Below are 18737 nucleotides of genomic sequence, written 5' to 3' on the forward strand. Positions count from 1 at the left end.
ATTGTTATGATTTCGAGATAAGTATATAAAAAATTGTGATGTGCAATGGCGAGGTAAAATGCATGGGTATGGTATTACGCTTGAAAAAGACGAGGACTTTTTGTTGGATACCCAAGGGTAAACAGGGAACAGCAGGATTTTTACTGGTGGAAGCAGTATTAGGAAGTCTGTTATTAATGACCATCGTAACAGGTTTTTTCTTAATCACATCACATAGTGTGAAGTGGATACATATGTTGCATCATCGTCATGAGTTGCTGTTAGATGCTAGGTTTAGTCGTATACAGATTATGAATCGCCTTCGCTATAGTGAGAAAAGACCGATAGTTAGTAAAGATGGGTCATGGCTAGTATCTCCATCAAACTGGAGGATACGCGTCTATCAAGATGCCTTTGTGACCATATTATCTGATGGACAATTGCAGGATATTACAGAAAATGAAATTAGTCCCAAGATTGGAAAAATACATGTGTTTCCGCAAGGGTCTACATTTTTTCAGGAACGATCAGATGGTCTTGTTGACTTACATTGGTATTCAGAGGTACGTCCCTATTGGCGGCGAGATCATATTCAACTTATGGAAGGTGGACAGAACCGATATCATGTACAGACAGGCATTCTGCCGTATGCCACCTATCTTCAGAGATTACAACATATAGCAAAGTAAGTTGGTACTTTGTCATAATAGATAGAAATACGCATATGAGCAGAAATACTAAGCATACATGTTAATATGCATAATCTATCTATAGGGTTATGAATTATGTCAGAAGCCGTAAAATATATACAAAAAAACAGTTAGTTAGAAATAGATGCTTGTAGAGCACTTATATTAGGTAATGTATGCGAGGTTAACTATTATGTTGCGCTGGAAAGGGCAAAAGAAAAATGGCTTTGTATCATACATGATATTACTAATAGCGATGATGACCATTGGTACTTGGGTGGCTTGGCTACATACGATGCAGATTACGTATCAAAGCATGATGGATGAATATCGTTTTGTTCGATGTCAATATGGCATAGAGCGAGGCATAGTATTAGGTACAAATAAAAAATTCTTTTTAGCTCATCAAAAGGAAATAACTGGTAGTGGTTCACCGAAATATGTACTAGAAGAAACGGATACGGAGCGGATTGAGGCTATTTTATATAAAGAACAAGAAGAGCAACTTTATTGTTTACGGCTCTTATGTACTGATGTAGAAACAGAAACGAATATAAAAAAAGATGTATACATTAAGACCATATATAAAAATGACATATTAGAGACGATACAAATAGAATGGGTCAGAGAGTAAGGAGGTTTGTAGTGAAAAGTAAACGAGTGATGGGTATTGCCATTGGACATGATGAAATTGTTGGGATAAAAGCCTACAAAATTGAAGGTACTATTGTGCTAGAAGATGTAATCGTTCAAAAACGACACAGTAATAAGGGAACTGATGTGAAAGAGTTTTTTGACTATTATGGAGAAGTTGGTATATCTATTGGTTGTGTTTTTGAATCGCCACTTCAATCAGTATACATGGAAACACCGATGATGCATAAAATAGATCAGTACTTATTTGCCCACCGTGAGGGAAAACGAATCTTTCAGAATGAAGATTTCCCTAATGCTATCGATTTTGCCTCTAGACCAGGTACAACGGAGGAGCTAATGTGTATGCTCATCGTAGCCTTAGAACGAAAACAAGTGAAACAGGTGGCGCAAGGGATTCAACAAGGCGGAGGAGATCTTCGTGTTATCGATTACTGGCCAGCACCTCTTGCGTTCAGCCGTGGTCGAGAATCGTCTATGCTTTGTATCACCCCAGAGGAAGATAAGGTGCAAGTATCTTTATGGAATGATAAATTCTGTACGGCGCATACCTTAGTATCATTAGATGTGAATGAAGTATTGGAAGCCTGTAAAACGGTCTATGAAGATAGCAAACAATTTCAAGTGCCCTATCCTAAGGGAGCTATTGTAGTTGGTTTTGATGAAACAAGATCTAAAGCCTTTGAGTCTATTTTAGAAACCTATGGAACAATCGATCAGGTACCCCTTCATATAGTAGATAAAGGAGAAGCTTATAACCCAGAGAATATAAATCATGAAATGGCATATGGTTTAGCGATTAGGTTACTTGTCGATGGAAAATAAAGAAAATCTTAATTTTATAGAACCGGATATACAGTGGATGTGTTGGTATATTCGGTACAAAAACATATGGTGGGCCCTATTAGCTCTAGTGATCATTATATTAGTGGGTTCTGTGGCGATAGGCACAAAAGCATATATACAGTATCAAGACATTGTAGAGAAACAGAAAGAGGTAATATCGCGCCATATTGATGCTAAAGAGGCTCATAGTGTATATGATTCTATGGTTCATGAGAATACAAAAGAAGAACCATTGCCACAGGGGACGTTGAAGGAATGTATATATGTATTAGATGCATCGAATACATATCACATTCAATTGGTCGAGTGGTCTACTATGAACCAATGGTATATAGAAGCTAAAGGAAGCAGTGAAACTGAATTGCATCAGTTTAGTTCAATGTTGAGTCGATTAGGAGGTCACCGTCATTATGATGAAGTGGTGGAAAAAGAATCCGGAACTGCACTATACCGTAGTCGTATTACAGCCACTATGGAAAGCCTTACCAATTCCCAAAAAAAGTCTACTTCTAGTCGTTAGTGTGTACTGTTGTGTAGTGGTTACGGGTATTAGTATGATGGTGTACTTTCAAGGAGAAACGAAACGAATCTCTGCAGAGGTTGATGAAGAGATACTTTTACAGGAGGCAGAAACAACATTTTTAAATAGTGAAAGTTATCAGTTTGTCAAACAATTAGATGATACTATGTTAGACCTAGAAGGCTTGTATCATTTGGTGCTGTCCTCCATGGAAGATAGACCCCTAATCATGGTCAGTACACATAAAGAAGAGGGAGCTCTAGATGTGGTAGTACAAGGTTCTACCCTAGATATGGTGCAGTGGTTGGTAGGGATGCAAAAGGTACATCCTACCTTGCGTTTTAGGATAGAGAAATTTATTCATTCACAAAGTGTGACTACTTTACAATGTAAGATTTATGAAAATACTAAAAATTAGTCCTAATGGTTTGTCAAAGTATAGTCGAGTATAGTAAAATAAAGTTAAAATTTACTACTAGATGGAAGAATGAGATATTATAAAACATGAAAACGACTATCAAGAGAAACATTATCCTCATTGGTTCTATGGGGAGCGGAAAAAGTCACTTAGGTCGAAATTTAGCGGATGCCAAAGGCTGGCAGTTTGTTGACACGGATCGAATCTTAGAAAAACGATATAATATGCCTATTGCTGATATTTTTAAGACAATAGGTGAAAAGGCATTTCGTCGTGCAGAATTTGAAGTAATTAAAAAGGTGGCCATGTATCATGAAGCGGTGATTTCTGTAGGTGGAAACTTCCCTATTGACATGCGTACATTACGATATATGCAAAAATACTCTTTTATTATAGGTATACGCGCTTCACATTATCGGATTGTAAATCGTGTCAATCGGTGGATTGGTAAGCGGCCGACTATGAATTATGATGATGTATCTGGGTATGTAGCATGGATGATGCGACGGTGGAAACCCTTATATCGCAAATGTGACCATGTGTTAGATACTACATACAGTCATACTGATGAATTGGTGACGAGTATTGACGGATCCATAAAGTCTAAGGGCATATATTTTAAACGGCGAAAAGTACACCAAGGTGAATAATATGAAACGTATAGCTATTTTAACAAGTGGTGGAGATGCACCAGGAATGAATGCAGTCATTCGTTCTATCACAAGAAGTGCAATATATGAAGGCCTCGATGTAGTAGGAATACAACGAGGCTTTTTGGGCGTTTTAGAAGAAGACTTTATTTCTTTGACTCGGCGTAGTGTAGGGAATATTGTGAATAAGGGAGGGACGATTTTAAAATCTTCCCGTTGTCTTGAATTTAAAGAACCTGAACATCAACAAAGAGGCTATGATAATTTACGTCGTCATGGTATTGATGGATTAGTCGTTGTTGGTGGAGATGGTTCTATGTGTGGTGCTAAGGTGTTGTCTGACCTAGGATTACCTACGGTGACAATTCCAGGCACTATTGATAAAGATATGAATGGTACCGATTATACAATCGGCTTTGATACAGCTCTTAATACCATCATTGATGGGGTGAGCAAAATTCGTGATACCTCTACAGCTCATGATCGTGTAGCTATTGTAGAAGTGATGGGACGACATGCAGGTCATATTGCTGTGTACGCTGGCGTCGCATGCGGTGCTGAGGTGGTACTGACACCAGAGGTGCCAATGACATTAGAAGAGGTAAAAGAATCATTAGAAAATACTACTCGTAATGGTAAAAAGAATAGTATTATTATCGTTGCGGAAGGAGCCTATAGTGCTTTTGAAGTGGCTCAATATATTAAAGCACATACATCCTATGCACCCTCTGTGACAGTGTTAGGTTATTTACAACGTGGTGGATCACCGTCTGCTTATGATGCATTAATGGCTGCTCGCTTAGGAGAGGCAGGAGTACGTGCCTTGTTAGAGGGACATACACATCATCTAATAGGGGTTCATTGCAATCATATTGATGCGATAGCCTATGAGGAAGCTGTAATATGTGAGTATCCTTTAGATACTTCTTTATACCAATTAATACGAGTATTAGGACAATAATTTCATAGTTGTTTTGCTATTGTATTGTATAAGATAAAGAAAACTAACTTTAGTTTTCTTTTCTTTTTATCCTCTATCTATGGTATGTTTTGTTTTATACTATAGTAAAGGGCTACTTATAAAAGGAAGCTATCAGCAGTCGTAAACCAGTTTAAGGAGATGAAAGTCTATACTATATGTTGGAGTTGGGGCCTATTAGAGTAAGGAAACACCATTTTGGTGGCATTCTATATGTAATCGATGGACAAAAGGAGATATTTTATGTGGAAAAATAAAAAATTATGGATTGCCATTGTGGCTATCTTAGTGGTAGCTATTGGTGGATGGCAATGGTATAGTAGTAGCCAAACAAAAGAGGCACCTACCTATACAACGGGAAAAGTAGGAAAAGGTAGTATTTCATCTACTATTAATGCAACGGGAACGATTAATCCTGTTCGCTATGTAGATGTATCTACCAATATTCCTGGCAAATTAGAATCTGTTTTGGTGAAAGCCAATCAGCATGTAACAGCAGGTCAGGTCATCGCTACTATTGATTCTCGTCAATTACAGGCTTCTGTAGATAATGCAAGGGCCACACTCAACCAAACAGCCACAGATTTGGATCGATACCGTACGTTAGTGTCACAAGGTGCCATTTCACAGCAAACCTATGATAATGCCTTAGCAGCCTATGAAAAAGCAAAAGCTAGTTATGATCAAGTAGCAGCAAACTTAACAGATAGTACTATTACAGCTCCTATGGATGGGACCATTATTGGAGAACCTTTGAAAGCAGGTCAAACTATCGCCACTGGTATTTCTACACAAATGATCATTGCCACTATCGCTGATTTGTCTGATTTAGAAATTTATTTAACAGTTGACGAAACAGATATTGGAAATGTAAAAGAAGGTGCCAAAGTAGATTTCACGGTCGATGCACATCCTGGTAAGACTTTCACGGGTACTGTTAAAAGTATTTCTTTAGGTACAAAAGGTAGTATGGGAACGACCAGTTCATCCGTAGTGTATTATACAGTGCGCGTAGCAATTCCTGCTGGTGATGTAAGCCATTTCTTTCCTAGTATGACCGCACGTGCTACGATTCATGGAGAAGAACGACAAAATGTATTGGTAGTTCCATTGGCTGCTGTTCGTTCTGATAAAGTGGGAGAATTTGTGTATGTCATCAAAAATGGTAAACCTCTTAGAACCAGTGTAAAAACTGGTATGACTGGTGATTCTACAATTGAAATTATTTCTGGAGTAGAAGAAGGTGATGAAATCATTATCAGTGGTGATGTAAGCACGACAAAAAAACAACAACAGAGGGGGCCATTCTAATGGAAACTCCAAAAAAAGCAGTCATTACCTTGGAGGGGATTACGAAAACCTATGTGAATGGAAAGTTAACGGTACCAGTATTACATGGTATTGATTTGTCCATTTATGAAGGGGAGTTTACCTCTATCATGGGACCTTCAGGATCTGGGAAGTCTACGTTTATGAATATCTTAGGATGTCTTGACAGACCTACCAGTGGTTCCTATCGATTAGATGGAGAAGAAGTAGCCCATCTGGGGGACGATGAATTGGCCTATGTACGAAATAAACGAATTGGGTTCGTGTTCCAAAGTTTTAATTTATTGCCTAAATTAACGGCTCTAGATAATGTAGCATTACCGATGGTCTATGCAGGAGTGTCTAAAGCAGAACGTAAAGCTAGGGCTAGTCAGTTATTGATAGATTTGGGGCTCGGTACTCGGTTGGATCATATGCCAGCAGAATTATCAGGGGGACAACGACAACGTGTTGCTATTGCGAGGGCATTGGCAAATGACCCAGCGATTATTATGGCGGATGAACCTACAGGTAACCTTGATTCAAAAGCAAGTTTAGATGTGATGCATATCTTCACAGAATTATATCGAGAAGGGCGTACCATCATTTTAGTCACCCATGAGCCAGATATTGCTGAATATGCAGGTCGCAATGTGGTTTTAAAAGATGGTCTTATTGTAGAAGATAGAATAAATCCCCATATGAAAGGATTGCAGGTAGGAGGTGAAAGCCATGTATAAGGAAGGTTTCTTAATGGCTTGGTCATCTCTAATAGCCAATAAGATGCGATCATTATTGACGATGCTAGGTATCATCATTGGTGTAGCTGCGGTGATTGCACTTGTATCCATTGGATATGGGGTTCGTCAACAAATCACAGAATCTATTTCCAGTTTGGGTAGTAATCTATTAATGGTTTATCCAGGGGCTCCTAGAACACCAGGGGTACGCCCGGTATCTGGTGCTAATAAAACGTTAAAAATGGGCGACTATGAAGCTATTTCGAAGATGGATAGCGTGCAAGCAGCTTCACCAGTAGCAGCTAATTCGTATTTAACTGTGTACATGAGCAAGAATTGGACCACAACTGTGAATGGTGCTAACGCTGACTTTCAGTATGTAAACAATTGGACTATGAAATCAGGTCGTTTTATTACAGATAGTCAAATTGAACGCCGTGAACGGGTGGCAGTCATAGGTGCCACAGTGGCAAAAAACTTGTTTGGTAATGAAGATCCCATTGGTAAGGATATTCGGATTCATAAAAATTCTTTTAAAGTAGTAGGTGTCCTTGATGAAAAGGGTTCTGGTACTATGGGGAATGATCAAGATGATGTTATTGTAGTACCGTATACAACTATGATGGAACGTGTGATGGGTGTTGATTATTTGCGTATGATCTACATTCAAGCAAAAGAAGGCGAAGACTTAGAACGGGTGCAAGCAGATATAGAAAATATCTTGCGTGTCCGTCATGGCATTAAAAATCCTGATCTCGATGATTTTAATGTGAACAATATGGCGTCCATTATGAAGGCGGTAGAAGAAAATACAGCTACCATGACCTTATTCCTAGGTGCTGTGGCAGCGATTTCTTTATTAGTTGGTGGCATTGGCATTATGAATATCATGCTTGTGTCTGTTACGGAACGTACTCGAGAAATTGGTGTTCGTAAAGCCTTAGGTGCTACGTATCGTACGATTATTACACAGTTTTTAATTGAAGCCGTCGTTATCTCTCTCGTAGGTGGTGCCATCGGTATTTTAGTGGGGATTGGTGCGTCACAGCTGATTGCTACAGTAGCTAAGTTAAAAACTGTAGTGACCACAGGACCTATTTTATTATCCTTTGGATTCTCTATGACGATAGGTCTTGTATTTGGTTTATATCCGGCTAGAAAAGCAGCTAAGTTAAATCCTATTGATGCCTTACATTATGAATAGCTGATTAAATACCAATATGTATAGGAAACTAGGCCTATTATATATTGGTATTTTTCTTTTTCCCGAGAGAATATGGTATAATATATGAATTGAAAGGATGTGTGTCTATGAAAATTAGTCAAGAGGAAATTAAGAATATTGCCTTATTATCCCGATTAGAAATTAAAGATTTAGAGGCTGCTGAAAAAGCCCTCAGTAATATCCTTACCTATGTGGAGGAATTAGAAGAATTAGATTTAACAGATGTAGAGCCGATGGCTCATGCGGTGCCATTACAAAATGTGTATCGTCCAGATGAGATGAAACCATCATTGCGACGTGAAGCGGCGTTACAAAATGCACCTGAAGAAGAGAATGGGTATTTCAGAGTACCTCGTGTTGTACAGAACTAGGAGAAGATACATGACTCTTTTTGAATTACATCAAAAATTAGTAAATAAAGAAATTTCTGCCCTAGAGCTTACAAAAGCTGTATTGGCACATAAAGATAATGTAGAGCCAACAGTACATGCGTACTTGTCTGACTCTCATGAAGCGGCGTTAGCACAAGCAGAGGCTGTAGATGCAAAAATCGCCAAGGGAGAAACTATTTCGCCATTAGCAGGGATTCCTGGGGCGATTAAAGATAATATTTGTACAAAAGGTGTGGCCACTACATGTGGATCCCATATGTTGGAAAACTTTGTGCCTCCGTACAATGCTACTGTTATCGAAAAATTACAAGCTCAAGATGCTGTTATTTTGGGTAAATTAAACATGGACGAGTTTGCTATGGGTAGTTCCACAGAGAATTCTGCTTTAGGCAAAACGACAAACCCATGGAATCCAGATTATGTTCCAGGCGGTTCTTCCGGTGGTAGTGCAGCGGCGGTTGCCAGTGGTAGCGCTATTTGGGCATTAGGCTCCGATACAGGTGGATCCATTCGTCAACCAGCATCCTACTGTGGCGTGGTTGGTTTGAAACCAACCTATGGCAATGTATCTCGCTATGGATTAATTGCTTATGCATCTTCGTTGGACCAAATTGGCCCTGTGACAAGAGATGTACGTGATGCAGCTATCGTGTTGAATGCTATTACAGGCCATGATTTCCATGATTCTACATCCATCCCAGGAGATCGTGTCGATTATACAAAAGCTCTTGTGAAAGATGTAAAAGGCTTGCGCATCGGTGTGCCTAAAGAATATTTTGGTGAAGGTTTACATCCAGAAGTGCGTGCAGCTCTGGAAAAAGCTATTGAAACGTATCGCAATATGGGTGCCACTATTGTAGATATTTCTTTGCCAACTACAAAATATGCCTTGTCTGCGTACTATATCATCGCTTTAGCAGAAGCTAGTTCTAACCTAGCTCGTTATGATGGAGTTAGCTACGGCCTTCGCGTGCCAGCAGATAATTTAGTGGAAATGTCCACTAAAACTCGTACGGCAGGCTTTGGTGAAGAAGTACAACGCCGTATCTTGTTAGGTACCTATGTATTGAGTTCTGGTTATTATGATGCATACTATTTAAAAGCTCTAAAAGCTCGTCGTTTGATTAAAAATGAGTTTGATGCAGCATTCCAAGAATGTGATGTATTATTAACACCAACCGCTCCGAATACAGCTTTTAAATTTGGTGAAAAAATCAACGATCCATTGACTATGTATTTAGAGGATGTATGTACAGTGCCAGTTAACTTGGCAGGTATCCCAGGTATCAGTATTCCTGCTGGATTTGGTTCTAATGGTATGCCAATCGGTATGCAATTATTGGCGCCTGCTATGGGTGAAAGTACATTGGTGCAAGCAGCCTATAGCTTTGAACAAGAATGTCCTGAATTTACAAAATTGCCAACTATGGGAGAATTGAAACTATGAAATATGAAACAGTAGTAGGCCTTGAAGTTCATACTGAACTGAAAACAAATTCAAAAATTTTCTGCTCCTGTACAACGGCCTTCGGGGGCGACCATAATACACATGTATGTCCAACTTGCTTAGGTTTGCCAGGAACCATGCCTGTATTTAACCAAAAAGTGTTGGAATATGCTATCAAAGTCGGTTTAGCATTAAACTGTGAAATCGTACTATTCAATAAATTTGACCGCAAAAACTATTATTACCCAGATTTGCCTAAAAACTGGCAAACTTCTCAATTTGACTTGCCTATCTGCGTAAACGGTCATCTTGATGTAGAGGTGAATGGTGAAACTCGTCGCATTCGTATCAACCGTATCCATATGGAAGAAGATGCTGGTAAATTAGTGCATAGTGGTGCTACTATTTCTAGTTCTGATAGATCCAATGTAGACTACAATCGTACAGGTGTACCATTGTTAGAAATCGTATCAGAACCTGATCTTCGTTCTGGTGAAGAAGCGCGCCAATATGTGGATAAAATTCGTGCTATTGTACAATATTTAGGCGTATCTGACGGACGTATGGAAGAAGGTAGTTTGCGTTGTGATGCGAACATTTCTATTCGACCAGTAGGGGAAACTAAATTAGGCACAAAAACTGAAATCAAGAATATGAACTCTTTAACAGGTATCCAAAAAGGCATTGAATACGAAGCACTTCGTCAAGCAGAAGCATTGGAAGACGGAGAAACGATTGTTCAAGAAACTCGTACTTGGGACGATAGTAAAGGTATCACTCTTTCCATGCGTAAGAAAGAGAAGGAAAATGACTACCGTTTCTTCCCAGAACCAGATTTGGTACCTATTGTGGTAGACCCTAACTATGTAGAAGAAATTCGTCAATGCTTACCAGAATTGCCAGAAGCGAAACAACAACGCTTCATGGAATCCTATGGATTGTCTAGTGAAGATGCGCGTACATTGACGAGCCAACGCGGTACAGCGGACTATTTCGATGCTGTCGTAGAGGCTGGAGCAGATGCAAAAACGGCATCTAACTGGATCATCGGTGATTTGGCAAAACTTGTGAACGATGCTGGTATTTCTTATGCGGATAGCAAAGTACAACCAAAACAATTGGCTGATATGATTAGCCTAATTGAAAAAGGCACGATTTCTGGTAAAATTGCAAAACAAGTGATTGTCAAAATGTTTGAAACTGGTAAAAATCCAGACAAAATTGTAGAAGAAGAAGGCTTAGTTCAAATTACCGATACAGGAGCTATTGAAGAAATTGTAAAACAAGTCATTGCAGATAATCCAAAATCTGTGGAAGATTTCAAATCTGGTAAAGGTAAAGCTATCGGATTCTTGGTGGGCCAAGTGATGCGTGCCTCTAAAGGTAAAGCCAATCCTGGCGTAGTGAATGAATTGTTGGAAAAACATTTACAAGCTCTATAGGAGTGACTATGAGTCAAGAACAAAAGTATGATGAAGGAACGCGCGTTCTTTCAGAAGAGGAATTGCGTGACTTTGATGGTACAACAATAGATGAAGAGGGGCGTACATATGACGCTCCTCGTTATCAATCTTCTCAACAGGAACAAGACCAATTTCAAACCATTCCTAATATGAAGATATTTTTGTGGAATGCTCTTAGTTGGAAGTGGAAACTAGGCATAGCAGTAGGCGTCGTGATGCTTATTATAGTGTTATTTGCACTAGCTAAATTTATCATTGCTGGTGCCTTTGTGATTATTTTAGCTTGGCTAGTAATGCGCTTGTTGGGAAAGTTATTTTTTTAAATGTAAATACAGAGGTTGTATTACTATGGAACAAACATTTTCATGGAAGCGGTTTGCATGGCTAGGGATAGGAACGTTTTTGTTCTATCTGTTTATGGCATGGGCGCTGCCTGTGACGGATACAGTGGAATCAAACTACGCTTTGTCTGCCGTGACCATGATGAAACATGGAGAGTTTTTGTCTCCTATGATTTATGACATGTATTGGTATGATAAACCAATTATGGCATATTGGGGGCTTATACTGTCCTACTCTTTGTTTGGTATCTCTGATTTAGCTGCTCGATTGCCATCCATTGTCGTTTCTACTTGTACAGTATTAGCGATGTATCGGATGGCTTTCAGTATATATCAAGTAGAACGGATTGCTATGTGGAGTGCCATTGCCCTAGGAACGGCGTTAGAATTTTGGTACATCGGTCATGCTGTCGTGACGGATGGATATTTATTTCTCTTTTCTATGGGTATTTTTTACTATTTATATCGTGGTATCACTGGTGAAAGTCATCGCCATATGGTCTATGCGTATATGTTTGCTGGGTTAGCGGTACTTACCAAAGGCCCTGTAGGGATCGTGCTACCAGGGATTATTTTAATTCTATATGTGGCCTTGAATCGTCGTATGGATTGGTTTAAATATGTCTTTTCTTGGAAAGGTATTCTTGCTTTTATCCTAGTCGTAGTACCTTGGTATGGATATATGTACCATGTTCATGGAGATACATTTATCCAAGGATTTTTAGGCCTACATAATATAACGAGGGCTACTGTACCAGAACATCCTGAACATAATTGGTGGTATTTATATTTTGCCTTGTTGCCAGTATGCATGATGCCATGGACTAGCTTTGTAGTTCGTGGTATCAATAAACAGAAACACGCCTATATTTGGTATTGGTCTATTTTTTGGTTTGTAGGAACCGTTCTGTTCTACACGTGTATGGCCACTAAATATGTTACCTACACATTTATTATGCTGATTCCTTTGGCATTATGGGCAGGCATGGGCATTCATGCTTGTATAGAAGGATACAAAGATCGTAAGATGACATGGAGGGTGTTTACCCTATATGCACTGGGTGGATTTCCATTTTTATTAGGATTAGTCATAGTGGGATTGAGTATGTCTTTGTCACATAGTGCGTATCTTTGGATTAGTTTGGCAGTGACTGTGTTGACGTTTATTTATGCCGCTAGTAAACGAACAGGGTCTGTCTTAGTGTGCAGTATGGCAACGAGTGCGATCATTTTTTATTTAGCATTAGTTCCTAATTTAGTGCCAGTTATGGAAGACCAATCTGGAAAAATATTAGCTAATGAAGTGATGACATTGGAAGGTACTACGCCATTAGAGGTGTATCAATATGGCAATTATCGTACGTCTTTATCCTACTATTTGGGACGGACTACTTCCTTCATACATTACAAAGAACACGAAAGTGTTTGGGAAAATGGGAAAAATATCATGCCTATGGTGAAACCTACTGACTTGGCAAAAGATACAGAGAAACTATCACGTGCTTTGATTTATGTGCCAAATAAATACGCAACGTATTTTAAAGAAACAAATTTATATAACCAGGTTCAACCTGTAGAAAGAAATTCTCTAGGAGTCTTCTACAAAGCGAAATAATGGTAATTATAGTATTGGGGATGCTCCTAGGGAGTATCCCCAATAAGTTTCTGTTACTATAGGACAGGTGGCATGAGACTTACATTCAAGGAATATTGTATGACTCGATAATAGATGCAGGAGGACAGAGAAAGCGATTCTAAAAGGCTTATATTTATATACAAAAATAGATATGAAACAGGCACCAACTGCAATAGCTGGTGCCTGTTTTGTACTTGTACTATTTTATTTCGCCTCAGGATCTAAGGACAATGGTTGTGTACCTAACATTGTGGTTAAGTTATTAACATTAAAGCGATATGCTTTGTTAGAAAAATCTCGTGTTACATCATAGTTACCAGATGGAGCATGTATGATACCCACTAGCATATCATACAATAAGTCATTGGTGAAAAATTGTTGTTCATGATCGTGTAGGGTAATTGCTGTTTCTGGGTACGCATTACGATATGTAGGAGATAAGTACACCCACATTGGTATCCGTGTCATTCCAAAGTTGAAAATGTCTGGATTGTGAGATGTTTTAATATTTTCTCCGTGGTCAGAGAAATAGACCATGGCTTGTAAGTTTAAGTTATCCTTAGCATAGGTGTAAATTTCTTGTAACAGCCAATCAGTATATAGTTGGCTATTGGCATAAGCTTCAATTCCTTCAGGGTTTGGACCTTGTTTCCATTTGCTGAACTCGTGAGGATATCTATCGTTGTAGTAGATATGACTACCCATAATATGGATGACGATGAAATTATTTTGGTTCTTTGGTACGTCTTTTAAAAGTGGTAACAAAGCGCCATCATATTGATCAGAGAAGGCATAGGATTCATGAGCCCAACGGGGCGTATCACTTGCTTTTGCAATGAGAGAGATAGCTGTATCGTATTCACCATATACACCTTGGTTAGATAACCAAGAGGTGTGATATCCAGCTTTTTTTGCTACATCGATAATGGTTGTGGCATCAAAGAATGGTTTGTCGTCATATTGATTGCGCTCTGTTAAGGCTCTTTCCAAGGTTGGTACAGTTTGCACATAGGAAGAGTAAGCGTGTTTAAAGACATTGAAGTTTGGATTTTGATACAGGGAACCTTGCCATGGAGTATCATCGTAAGGGAAGTCAGGAGTATACATTTTCATGTAATCTCTAGAAGAAGATTCTCCAATGACTAAGATGACAGTACCTGGAGTTTTTTGCGCCGCTGTTTCGGTAGTGCTTAATTGTAAATTGTTAAATACACTAACATGCTTATCATTATAAGATTGCAACTCTTTCATATAGGCTCGAACTTCTAGCCAATTGCTGACAATATCTGTACGAGGGAAAAGGTAATATCCACCATACACGATGAGGGCGATGGATAGAATCCATTTTATATCATCTTGATATCGCTGAAAGAAAGAGGAATAGAACACAGTAGGCTCATCGTTCGTTTGAGCTTTTACATTGGCAAAGTATAAAAGACCAAGTATGATAGCGATACCTATGATAGCCCCTCCGATGCCACCTACGCCGATAATATTTTTTACAAATCCTAAGGCTTCCTCGGGGTTGGTTTGATACAATGCCATCATAGTGGCAGGAGTAATACAATGCCAAGTGGATAGATAGTACCCGATTTGACCAACTGGTATAAGGAGCAATGCTACGTCAAGGATGCTGTATAGAGCAGACCAAATACGTTTTGCCTTTCCCCATTGTAGTAGCCAATAGTGGGTGACACTAAGACCACAGAATAAGACTAGACCAAATAAAAAATCGTTGGCGAATTCGTAGAAGTAAAAAGGCTTTTCATAAGACCAGTGAAATAAGAGCGGGAATGTTAATGCCCAACTGATACTTACGATGCCATGACCAATGATATATCCCTTTGTAAAGGAACTACGAATGATCGATTGTAAGACTGTTAAGCCTACAATAGTAGGAACGAATAAGGTAAGGATATCTTCTATGTCAAACCCTAAAGTAATTGGTTCGTAGATGTAAAATAGTGCCACTGCGATGATAGTGGACACGATGGTATACAGTCCCAACTGTTTCCATCTTTGACGATGCATAGTGTCGCCTCTCTTTCTGGGTGTAGCAATTTTCGCCCATTTCATTTATAATACTTATTAGATACATACGTTGGTATGTCTATGTATTATTCTAACTGTTTCTAATAGGAAATGCAATTTTTTCATACAAGGTGTGGTGAAAGCCATACCTTTATTTTTGGTAGAAAGGAGTTTTCATGAATACCTACGATTTTAAACTGGATATTTTTGAAGGCCCTTTGGATCTTTTGTTGCATTTGATTGAAAAGAATCAGATTGATATATACGATATTCCCATTGTGCATATCACCTCACAATATATGGATATACTCAAAACTTGGAATCAATTTGATATTGCCTATAGTAGTGAGTTTTTAGTGATGGCAGCTACGTTGTTGCAGATTAAGTCACGCCTTTTATTGCCTAAGATAAATCATAAGGATGAAAGTGATACAGAAGATCCACGAGACGAATTGGTGAATCGATTGGTGGAGTTTAAACGCATCAAAGAATTGACGGAGCTCTTAGAAGAACGTGTATCCGATGGATCCTATGTATTTAATAGACCGGAAGAGCTTAGCCAAGTGGGATTAGATCTTGTTTGTACTGTGGAGTGGGATGCATTAGTGGCATGCTTTCAGAAAGTGCAGGAACGATATGATCGACCTGAGGTAGAAGCTCCCAAAGTTATGATGGAACGTGAAGAATATACATTGGAACAAGGGATTGAAGATGTATTACTAGCGACGAGGAATCAACAAGTGCCCTGTGTAAATTTATTTGCTTCGGTACAGACGAAGGAAGAAAGTGTGGTTACATTTTTGGCGTTATTAGAGTTAATGAAACGTCAACTATTGCGAATTATAGTGGGCAATCACGATATATATAACGTGATTGTAGAAGGTATAGAAGAAGGAGATGCGCTGTGAATAGCATTGAATTTCATCAGTTAGAGGCTGTATTATTTGCAGCAGCTACCCCTTTAACGATAGATACATTAGCAGATATTTTTGAAGTCTATGCACCAGAAGTTGAAAAAGCTATCAAAGGTTACGAAGAAAGGTTAGTACAGGAACGGCGAGGAATTAGGATTCGTAAAAGTGCATCGGGCATAGAACTAGTGAGCGCCCAAGAATGCAGTGAATTTGTTACTAAAATTCGCCATAGAGATGAAAAGCTATCTGGAGCGGCTATGGAAACGTTGGCTGTAATTGCTTTCAAACAGCCTATCACAAAAGGTGAAGTAGAAGAATTTCGTGGTGTGAACTGTGAAAAAGTATTAAAACAATTATTGGCCCGTGACATGATTGTAGAGTTAGGACGAAAGGAAACTATCGGACGTCCTGTGATTTACGGAACATCGGATAACTTTTTAAGGACTGTAGGTGCCAATTCTATTGAAGAATTGCAACAGTCTATGCCTCTTTCAGCGGGGTTATCCATAGATATAGAAGGAGATTAATATGGAACTAGAACGTTTGCAAAAATATATTGCCCGTTGTGGTGTGGCATCACGACGAAAAGCAGAAGAATTGATTACTTCTGGCAAAGTACTTGTGAATGGTAAATATGTAAAAGAACTGGGTGCAAAGGTAAATCCTACACGGGACCGCGTTAAAGTGGATGGACAACTATTGGAGCCAGAGGCATTGGAATATTATATTTTTAACAAGCCAAAAGGGGTGATTACATCCATTACAGATCCTGAAGGACGCAAAACTGTTATGGATTATATTAACTCTGTAAAAGTTCGTATTTATCCTGTAGGCCGATTAGACTACCATACAGAAGGATTATTACTATTGACGAATGATGGAACTATGGCGCAAAATTTAGCCCATCCATCAAAAGGTGTGACGAAAACCTACGAAGTAAAAGTAAAAGATCGTGTGCTTGATGAACATTTAGAACAGTTAGCAGTAGGTATCAAACTAGAAGACGGTATGACGGCGCCTTGTGAAATTACAGACTACGGATTTAATGGAAAAACAGGCCTTACAACGGTAGAGATTACCATCCATGAAGGACGCAATCGTCAAGTGCGACGTATGTTTGAACACTTTGGGTACTCTATTCATAATTTGAAACGCATCAATTATGCGGGATTGAATTTGAAAGGGTTAAAACGAGGAGCATTCCGTAAATTGACACGAGAAGAAGTGAAGCAATTACAAGCTATAAAATAAGGATACATATGAAAAAAATTATTGTCATCGGTGGCGGCGCTGCAGGTCTTATGGCTGGCGTCCGAGCTACACAATTAGGTGCCTCTGTGCGTATCATTGAAAAAATGAAGATGGTGGGCCTTAAAATGGGGATTACAGGAAAAGGACGTTGTAATGTGACCAATGCAGCTCCTATAGAAGATTTTATTAAGCAAACGCCTGGAAATGGTAAATTTCTATATAGTGCGTACCAACAATGGACGAACGAAGATATGATTCATTTGCTCAATAGTTGGGGTGTCCCTACTAAGGTTGAGCGTGGTGGCCGTGTGTTTCCAGAGTCTGATAAAGCAACGGATGTGCGTAATGCCTTTATAGACACGTATCGTAAATTAGGTGGACAACTTCATTTAGAAGAAACTGTTAAGGATTTAATCGTACGAGATGGCGCTATTACAGGTGTGATTACAGATAAAGGAACCTATGAGTGCGATGCAGCTATCATCGCAACAGGTGGGATGTCCTATCCATTAACAGGATCTACTGGAGATGGTTATGAATTAGCCTCTTCTGTTGGACATACTATCGTGGAACTAAGGGCCTCCTTAATTCCTTTAGAAACGAAAGAGCATTGGGTGAAAGACTTGATGGGGCTGAGTCTAAAAAATGTAGAAGTCTCTATTATTGCGAAAAACAAAGTACAAACAAAGCAATTTGGAGAAATGCTATTTGCCCATTTTGGTGTGACGGGACCGATTATTTTGTCTGCTTCTCATACAGTGACCAAATTGCTAAAGAAACAAGTAGATCCTATCATTATTGAAATCAACTTAAAACCAGCTTTATCTCGAGAAGTACTAGATAAGCGGGTACAACGTGATTTCAGTGAGTCTCAAAATAAGCAATTAGTGAATGTATTGAAAGGTTTATTGCCATCCAAGTTAATTCCAGTTATATGTCAATTAGCGGAATTGGAAGGAACCAAGGCTATTCATGATATTACAAAAGAGGAGCGCTTGCGACTGGTGGATACCATACAACATATGCGACTCACCGTACATAAACCTCGCCCTATAGCAGAGGCTATTGTGACAGCTGGTGGCATTTCTGTAAAAGAAGTAGATCCCAAAACGATGCAATCTAAATTGGTAGATGGTTTATATATGGCAGGAGAAGTCTTGGATGTGGATGCTTTCACAGGGGGCTATAATCTGCAAGTTGCTTTTTCCACAGCTTACGTAGCTGCCACTCATGCAGCAGAAGGAGGAGTCTAAT

General features: G+C 39.0%; 20 protein-coding genes. 19 read left to right on the forward strand and 1 reads right to left on the reverse strand.

What is annotated here, in order from left to right; all coding sequences use genetic code 11:
• The first annotated feature begins 62 nt into the window (after positions 1 to 62).
• The 15 genes from HMPREF3032_RS04440 (at position 63) to HMPREF3032_RS04510 (ending at position 13266) form a co-directional block, all read left to right on the forward strand.
• Positions 63 to 668, forward strand: coding sequence for a hypothetical protein (locus HMPREF3032_RS04440; protein WP_038144945.1), 606 nt, complete (start codon positions 63 to 65; stop codon positions 666 to 668).
• 193 nt (positions 669 to 861) lie between these two features.
• Positions 862 to 1302: a hypothetical protein gene (locus HMPREF3032_RS04445; RefSeq protein ID WP_009353848.1), complete on the forward strand. Its 441-nt coding sequence runs from the start codon at positions 862 to 864 to the stop codon at positions 1300 to 1302.
• Positions 1303 to 1313: 11 nt separating this feature from the next.
• Complete coding sequence (locus HMPREF3032_RS04450; RefSeq protein WP_062402352.1) at positions 1314 to 2147, forward strand: hypothetical protein; 834 nt, start codon at positions 1314 to 1316, stop codon at positions 2145 to 2147.
• A gap of 112 nt (positions 2148 to 2259) precedes the next feature.
• A complete protein-coding gene (locus HMPREF3032_RS04455) occupies positions 2260 to 2688 on the forward strand; it encodes a hypothetical protein (RefSeq protein ID WP_197413488.1) in 429 nt (142 codons plus the stop codon).
• A gap of 34 nt (positions 2689 to 2722) precedes the next feature.
• Positions 2723 to 3106 carry a hypothetical protein gene (locus tag HMPREF3032_RS04460; RefSeq protein ID WP_062402357.1) on the forward strand — a complete coding sequence of 128 codons (384 nt, stop codon included), beginning with the start codon at positions 2723 to 2725 and terminating at the stop codon, positions 3104 to 3106.
• 86 nt (positions 3107 to 3192) lie between these two features.
• Positions 3193 to 3756, forward strand: coding sequence for a shikimate kinase (locus HMPREF3032_RS04465; RefSeq protein ID WP_062402360.1), 564 nt, complete (start codon positions 3193 to 3195; stop codon positions 3754 to 3756).
• 1 nt (position 3757) lies between these two features.
• Positions 3758 to 4717, forward strand: a complete 960-nt coding sequence (pfkA, locus tag HMPREF3032_RS04470; protein ID WP_062402363.1) for a 6-phosphofructokinase — start codon at positions 3758 to 3760, stop codon at positions 4715 to 4717.
• Positions 4718 to 4978: 261 nt separating this feature from the next.
• Positions 4979 to 6046 (forward strand): efflux RND transporter periplasmic adaptor subunit, encoded by a 1068-nt coding sequence (locus HMPREF3032_RS04475; protein WP_082717795.1) that lies wholly within the window; start codon positions 4979 to 4981, stop codon positions 6044 to 6046.
• The gene (locus HMPREF3032_RS04480; protein WP_062402368.1) at positions 6046 to 6783 is read left to right on the forward strand and encodes an ABC transporter ATP-binding protein; all 738 of its coding nucleotides are present in this window, start codon (positions 6046 to 6048) and stop codon (positions 6781 to 6783) included. The genes HMPREF3032_RS04475 and HMPREF3032_RS04480 overlap by 1 nt, the downstream gene beginning before the upstream one ends.
• A complete protein-coding gene (locus HMPREF3032_RS04485) occupies positions 6776 to 7987 on the forward strand; it encodes an ABC transporter permease (protein ID WP_062402371.1) in 1212 nt (403 codons plus the stop codon). The genes HMPREF3032_RS04480 and HMPREF3032_RS04485 overlap by 8 nt, the downstream gene beginning before the upstream one ends.
• A 107-nt stretch (positions 7988 to 8094) precedes the next feature.
• Positions 8095 to 8379: an Asp-tRNA(Asn)/Glu-tRNA(Gln) amidotransferase subunit GatC gene (gatC, locus tag HMPREF3032_RS04490; protein WP_062402374.1), complete on the forward strand. Its 285-nt coding sequence runs from the start codon at positions 8095 to 8097 to the stop codon at positions 8377 to 8379.
• 10 nt (positions 8380 to 8389) lie between these two features.
• The gene (gatA, locus tag HMPREF3032_RS04495) at positions 8390 to 9847 is read left to right on the forward strand and encodes an Asp-tRNA(Asn)/Glu-tRNA(Gln) amidotransferase subunit GatA (RefSeq protein ID WP_062402377.1); all 1458 of its coding nucleotides are present in this window, start codon (positions 8390 to 8392) and stop codon (positions 9845 to 9847) included.
• The gene (gene gatB / locus HMPREF3032_RS04500) at positions 9844 to 11289 is read left to right on the forward strand and encodes an Asp-tRNA(Asn)/Glu-tRNA(Gln) amidotransferase subunit GatB (RefSeq protein ID WP_062402380.1); all 1446 of its coding nucleotides are present in this window, start codon (positions 9844 to 9846) and stop codon (positions 11287 to 11289) included. Before gatA ends, gatB begins: the two co-directional genes overlap by 4 nt.
• Positions 11290 to 11297: 8 nt before the next feature.
• Entirely contained in the window at positions 11298 to 11633 is a 336-nt protein-coding gene (locus HMPREF3032_RS04505; RefSeq protein ID WP_009353859.1) for a hypothetical protein, read from the forward strand.
• A gap of 25 nt (positions 11634 to 11658) precedes the next feature.
• On the forward strand, positions 11659 to 13266 hold the full coding sequence (locus tag HMPREF3032_RS04510) for an ArnT family glycosyltransferase (protein WP_082717796.1): 1608 nt from the start codon (positions 11659 to 11661) through the stop codon (positions 13264 to 13266).
• Between the two features lie 225 nt (positions 13267 to 13491).
• Here HMPREF3032_RS04510 and HMPREF3032_RS04515 read toward each other — a convergent pair whose 3' ends face one another.
• Complete coding sequence (locus HMPREF3032_RS04515) at positions 13492 to 15318, reverse strand: phosphoethanolamine transferase (RefSeq protein ID WP_062402386.1); 1827 nt, start codon at positions 15316 to 15318, stop codon at positions 13492 to 13494.
• Positions 15319 to 15494: 176 nt separating this feature from the next.
• On the opposite strand from HMPREF3032_RS04515, the gene HMPREF3032_RS04520 reads away from it, so the two are divergent.
• From HMPREF3032_RS04520 to HMPREF3032_RS04535, 4 genes are read left to right on the forward strand one after another with little or no spacing between them, the layout of a single operon-like run.
• Positions 15495 to 16226 (forward strand): segregation and condensation protein A, encoded by a 732-nt coding sequence (locus tag HMPREF3032_RS04520; protein WP_009353860.1) that lies wholly within the window; start codon positions 15495 to 15497, stop codon positions 16224 to 16226.
• Positions 16223 to 16759 carry an SMC-Scp complex subunit ScpB gene (gene scpB / locus HMPREF3032_RS04525; RefSeq protein ID WP_082717797.1) on the forward strand — a complete coding sequence of 179 codons (537 nt, stop codon included), beginning with the start codon at positions 16223 to 16225 and terminating at the stop codon, positions 16757 to 16759. Before HMPREF3032_RS04520 ends, scpB begins: the two co-directional genes overlap by 4 nt.
• A 1-nt stretch (position 16760) precedes the next feature.
• On the forward strand, positions 16761 to 17483 hold the full coding sequence (locus HMPREF3032_RS04530) for a pseudouridine synthase (protein ID WP_062402389.1): 723 nt from the start codon (positions 16761 to 16763) through the stop codon (positions 17481 to 17483).
• Positions 17484 to 17491: 8 nt separating this feature from the next.
• Positions 17492 to 18736 carry a BaiN/RdsA family NAD(P)/FAD-dependent oxidoreductase gene (locus tag HMPREF3032_RS04535; protein WP_062402391.1) on the forward strand — a complete coding sequence of 415 codons (1245 nt, stop codon included), beginning with the start codon at positions 17492 to 17494 and terminating at the stop codon, positions 18734 to 18736.
• Position 18737 lies beyond the last annotated feature (1 nt).

The sequence above is a fragment of the Veillonella sp. DNF00869 genome (genome assembly GCF_001553345.1).
GTDB lineage: Bacteria > Bacillota > Negativicutes > Veillonellales > Veillonellaceae > F0422.